4 protein-coding genes are annotated in these 3,702 nt (G+C 73.3%); 3 read left to right on the top strand and 1 reads right to left on the bottom strand.

Going from position 1 to position 3,702, the window contains the following annotated elements; genetic code table 11:
* On the bottom strand, positions 1-224 hold a 224-nt coding region (locus FNH04_RS48340; protein ID WP_228031961.1), incomplete at its 3' end, for a hypothetical protein.
* A 167-nt stretch (positions 225-391) separates the two neighbouring features.
* Between FNH04_RS48340 and FNH04_RS42940 the strand changes: the two genes are divergently transcribed.
* From FNH04_RS42940 to FNH04_RS42950, 3 genes are all read left to right on the top strand, one after another.
* Positions 392-1,621: a four-carbon acid sugar kinase family protein gene (locus FNH04_RS42940; protein WP_322725508.1), complete on the top strand. Its 1,230-nt coding sequence runs from the start codon at positions 392-394 to the stop codon at positions 1,619-1,621.
* Between the two features lie 81 nt (positions 1,622-1,702).
* Positions 1,703-2,755: a 4-hydroxythreonine-4-phosphate dehydrogenase PdxA gene (gene pdxA / locus FNH04_RS42945; protein ID WP_322725510.1), complete on the top strand. Its 1,053-nt coding sequence runs from the start codon at positions 1,703-1,705 to the stop codon at positions 2,753-2,755.
* A gap of 49 nt (positions 2,756-2,804) precedes the next feature.
* Positions 2,805-3,602 carry a DeoR/GlpR family DNA-binding transcription regulator gene (locus FNH04_RS42950; protein WP_152791664.1) on the top strand — a complete coding sequence of 266 codons (798 nt, stop codon included), beginning with the start codon at positions 2,805-2,807 and terminating at the stop codon, positions 3,600-3,602.
* Positions 3,603-3,702 lie beyond the last annotated feature (100 nt).

The following is a 3,702-nucleotide window of genomic DNA, read 5'->3' on the forward strand; positions in this document are numbered from 1 at the left end:
GGCGGCGCCTGACCTCTCCCGCGGCTCCCGCAGCAGGACGAGGGGCTGGGCCGGTGCGGGGGCATCGACCGCGGACGTCGGCGGACCGGCCTGGTCCGCGACCCGGCGAGCAGGAGGGACGACGCCCCGGCCCGCTCGGCGGAGCCGGTGAGCGCGTCACGGTCGAGGAAGTCGCCGTCGATGGCTGGGCGTTCGAGGGGCGCGCTTCGGGGAAGTCGGGTCATCGTCGGCCTTCTCGCGTTCCGGGGGCGACCGGCTGGCGACGCACAGGTGTCGCGCCGGAAAAGGTGGCACGGTTGCGCGATTCACGCAAGGGGTCTCGCGCGAATCGCGCAGACCGTGTCATCATCGGTGGGCCAGCCGTCCGTTCGGCCGGGCCGAGGAGGTCCCCGTGTCATGTGGTCGTGTGCTCGCGCTCGCCGACGATCTGTCGGGCGCGGCGGAGACGGCGATGGCGCTGCGCCTGCCCGGGCGCCTCGTGCTGGGGGCTCCCGCTCGCGGGCTGCGTGCGGCGGGCGGGTCCGTGGCGCTCCCCTCCTCGGGCGAGTCCGTCGTGGTCGACCTCGACAGCCGGCAGCTTCCCGCCGTCGACGCCGCGCGTTCCGTGCAGACCGCCGTGGCCGCCGGGGCGTTCCACGGCGGGGTGCTGTTCAAGAAGGTGGACTCGCTGCTGCGGGGCCATCTCGCCGCCGAGACCGCCGCCTACGCGGCCGGGGCCCGGGGTGTGGTGATCGCGCCCGCGCTGCCGGTCGCGGGGCGCACGGTGCGCGGCGGGGTCGTCCAGCTGCGGGGTACCCCCCTGCACATGACGGAGGCCTGGCGGGCCGAGTGCCGCCGCCCGCCCCGGTCGGTCGCCCACGCGCTCAGCGGCGTACCGACGGCCCTCGTGCCGCTCTCGGTGGTCCGCGGTCCCGCACTCGCCGACTGCCTGCTCGCGCATCTCGCGCAGGGACGACAGCCCGTGTGCGACGCGGAGACGGACGACGACCTGACTCTGATCGCCGCTGCCGCGTACGGACTGGGGCCGGACGTACGGCTGTTGGGCTCGGGTGGGCTGGCAGCCGCGCTGGGCCGACTGCTGGCGCGGACACCGGTGGACGGCCGGGCCGCCGTACCGGCACCGCATCCCGGTACGGCCCGTCGGCCACTGCTGGTCGTCGCCGGCACCGCCGAGCCCGCTCTCGCCGCGCAGATCGCGCAGCTCGCCGCGGTCGGCGCCCGGCATGTGCCCCTCTCCCCCGGCGAGCTCACCCTCGCGCCGACCGGCCGGCTGGACATCACGCCGATCGGCATCACGGTCGTCAGCATCACCGGGCCCGTCTGCCCCGCTTCGTCCCGCGACCTGGTCACCGCGCTCGCCGCCGCCGTGGCCGATGTGGCCCGCGACAGCGATCTGGTCCTCACCGGCGGTGAGACCGCCCGGCGCGTTCTGGAAGCCCTGGGCGTCACCCAGTTGTGGCCCGTCGACCAGATCCACCACGGCGCCGTCCACTCCCTCACCCCTGACGGCCGTTCCGTCGTCACGCGTCCTGGCAGCTACGGGGAGACCGACTCGCTCTTACGCATCGCCCGGGCCCTTCGCCCCGAACCCTCGCACCTCGTGCCGTCCTCCCCCTTCTGAGGCCCTTCCGAGGCCCTTCCGAGGCCCTTCCGAGGCCCTTCCGAGGCCCCCTTCTGAGGCCCCCTTCTGAGGAGAAGCCCTGTGAACGCAGCTCCCACCGCCACCGCCGCCGACCGGACCGGCGCCATCGCGCGTGCGCTTCCGGTCATCGCGGTGACCATGGGCGACGGTGCCGGGATCGGACCGGAGGTCGTCGTCCCGGCGCTGCTGCATCCGGACACGCTCCGCGACTGCCGTCCGGTGGTCGTGGGCGACGCCGAACGACTGCGGCAGGCGGCCCGTGTCCTCGGGGCCGACTGCGAGATCGTCGCCGTGGAGGGCCCGGAGCGGGCGGAGTTCGCACCTGGTCGCGTCAATGTCATCGACCTCGGGCTGCTCCCGGCCGACCTGCCCTGGGGGAAGTTGTCCGCGGCGGCCGGTGACGCGGCGTACCACTATGTGCGGGTCGCCGCCGAGCTGGCGATGCGGGGTGATGTGCAGGGGATCTGCACGGCGCCCCTCAACAAGGAGGCGCTGCACGCGGCGGGCCATCCCTACCCCGGGCACACCGAGCTCCTCGCCCGTCTCACCGGGGTCGAGGAGGTGTCGATGATGCTGTCCACGCCCAGGGTGAAGGTCATCCACGTCACCACGCACATCGGGCTGATCGACGCGGTGCACCGTATCGAGCCCGGACTGGTCGAACGCACGGTGCGACGGGGCCACGAGGCGATGGTCCGCGCGGGGGTGACGCGTCCCCGGATCGGAGTGTGCGGCATCAACCCGCACGCGGGCGAGAACGGGCTGTTCGGATACGGCGAGGAGGAGACGAAGATCGCGCCGGCCCTGGAGGCGCTGCGGGCCGACGGGATCGACGCGCGCGGGCCGCTTCCGGCCGACACCGCGTTCTTCCTCGCCTCGCGCGGGGACTACGACCTGATCGTGGCGATGTACCACGATCAGGGCCACGGGCCGGTCAAGGTGCTCGGTATCGAGACCGGGGTCAATCTGACGGTCGGGCTGCCCGTGATCCGGACGTCCGTGGATCACGGGACGGCGTTCGACATCGCAGGTACGGGACGTGCCGACGCCGGTAGCATGATCGAGGCCCTGCGCCAGGCCGCCGAGATGTCGACCGCTCCGGCCGCCCGCTGACCGGCGGGGCGTTCACTCAGAGGACGGGACCTTCGAAGGACGGGGACTGATGGCCGAGCTCGGATCCAAGGCGCGGCGCGACCGGATCGTCCACCTCGCCACCACCACCGGTCTGGCGAGCGTCGACGAGCTCTCGCAGCTGTTCGGGGTGACGGCGTCCACGATCCGCCGGGATCTGGCGAAGCTCACCACCGACGGGCGGCTCGCCCGCACGTACGGCGGGGCGATGGCGCTGCTGGCGCATCCCGAGGCGTCACTGCGGCAGCGGATCGGGGAGGCGTTCGAGGCGAAGCGGGCCATCGCGGGGTGGGCCGCGGAGCAGGTGCGGCCCGGCGAGACGTTGCTGCTGGACGCGGGGTCCACGGTGGGTGCGCTCGCGCATGAGCTGCGTACCGCGAAGGATGTCACGGTCGCCACGACCGGTCTGACCGCGTTGCAGGCGCTCGCCGATGTGGAGACCGTTCATGTCGAGTGCCTGGGCGGTACGCTCCGGCCGCTGAGTCAGGGCTTCGTGGGGCCGCTGACCGAGGCGGCGCTGGAGCGGATGACGTTCGACCGGGTGTTCCTCGGTACGGACGGGATCGCGCCGGAGCTGGGTATCTGTGAGGCGGATCTGCGGCAGACGCGGCTCAAGGAGCTGATGGCCGCGCGGGCCGATCATGTGTACGTGCTCGCGCACGCGGCGAAGGTGGGGCGGCGGCCCTTCCACGCGTGGACGCCGCTGCGGGAGGGGTGGACGTTGGTGACCGACGACGATGCGGATGCGGGGGTTCTCGATGCGCTGCGGGCGCGGGGGGTGACTGTGGTCGTGACGGAGCCTCAGCCGTATCCCGTCAACCCGATGTGAGGGGTCGGTCCGGCGTTGGTTCCTGGGGGTTACTGCACGGTGGCGGGTGCCTCTCGTCCCGGACGGGTTTTCGCCCCCGCCGCCCCTACCCGTCCCATCC

The sequence above is a fragment of the Streptomyces phyllanthi genome, from assembly GCF_009377205.1.
In the GTDB taxonomy this organism is placed as follows: domain Bacteria; phylum Actinomycetota; class Actinomycetes; order Streptomycetales; family Streptomycetaceae; genus Streptomyces; species Streptomyces phyllanthi.

What these genes read in the sequence shown, in the direction of transcription:
- FNH04_RS42950 (WP_152791664.1), top strand. Translation starts at nt 2,805, where the DNA reads ATGGCCGAGCTCGGATCCAAGGCGCGGCGCGACCGGATCGTCCACCTC.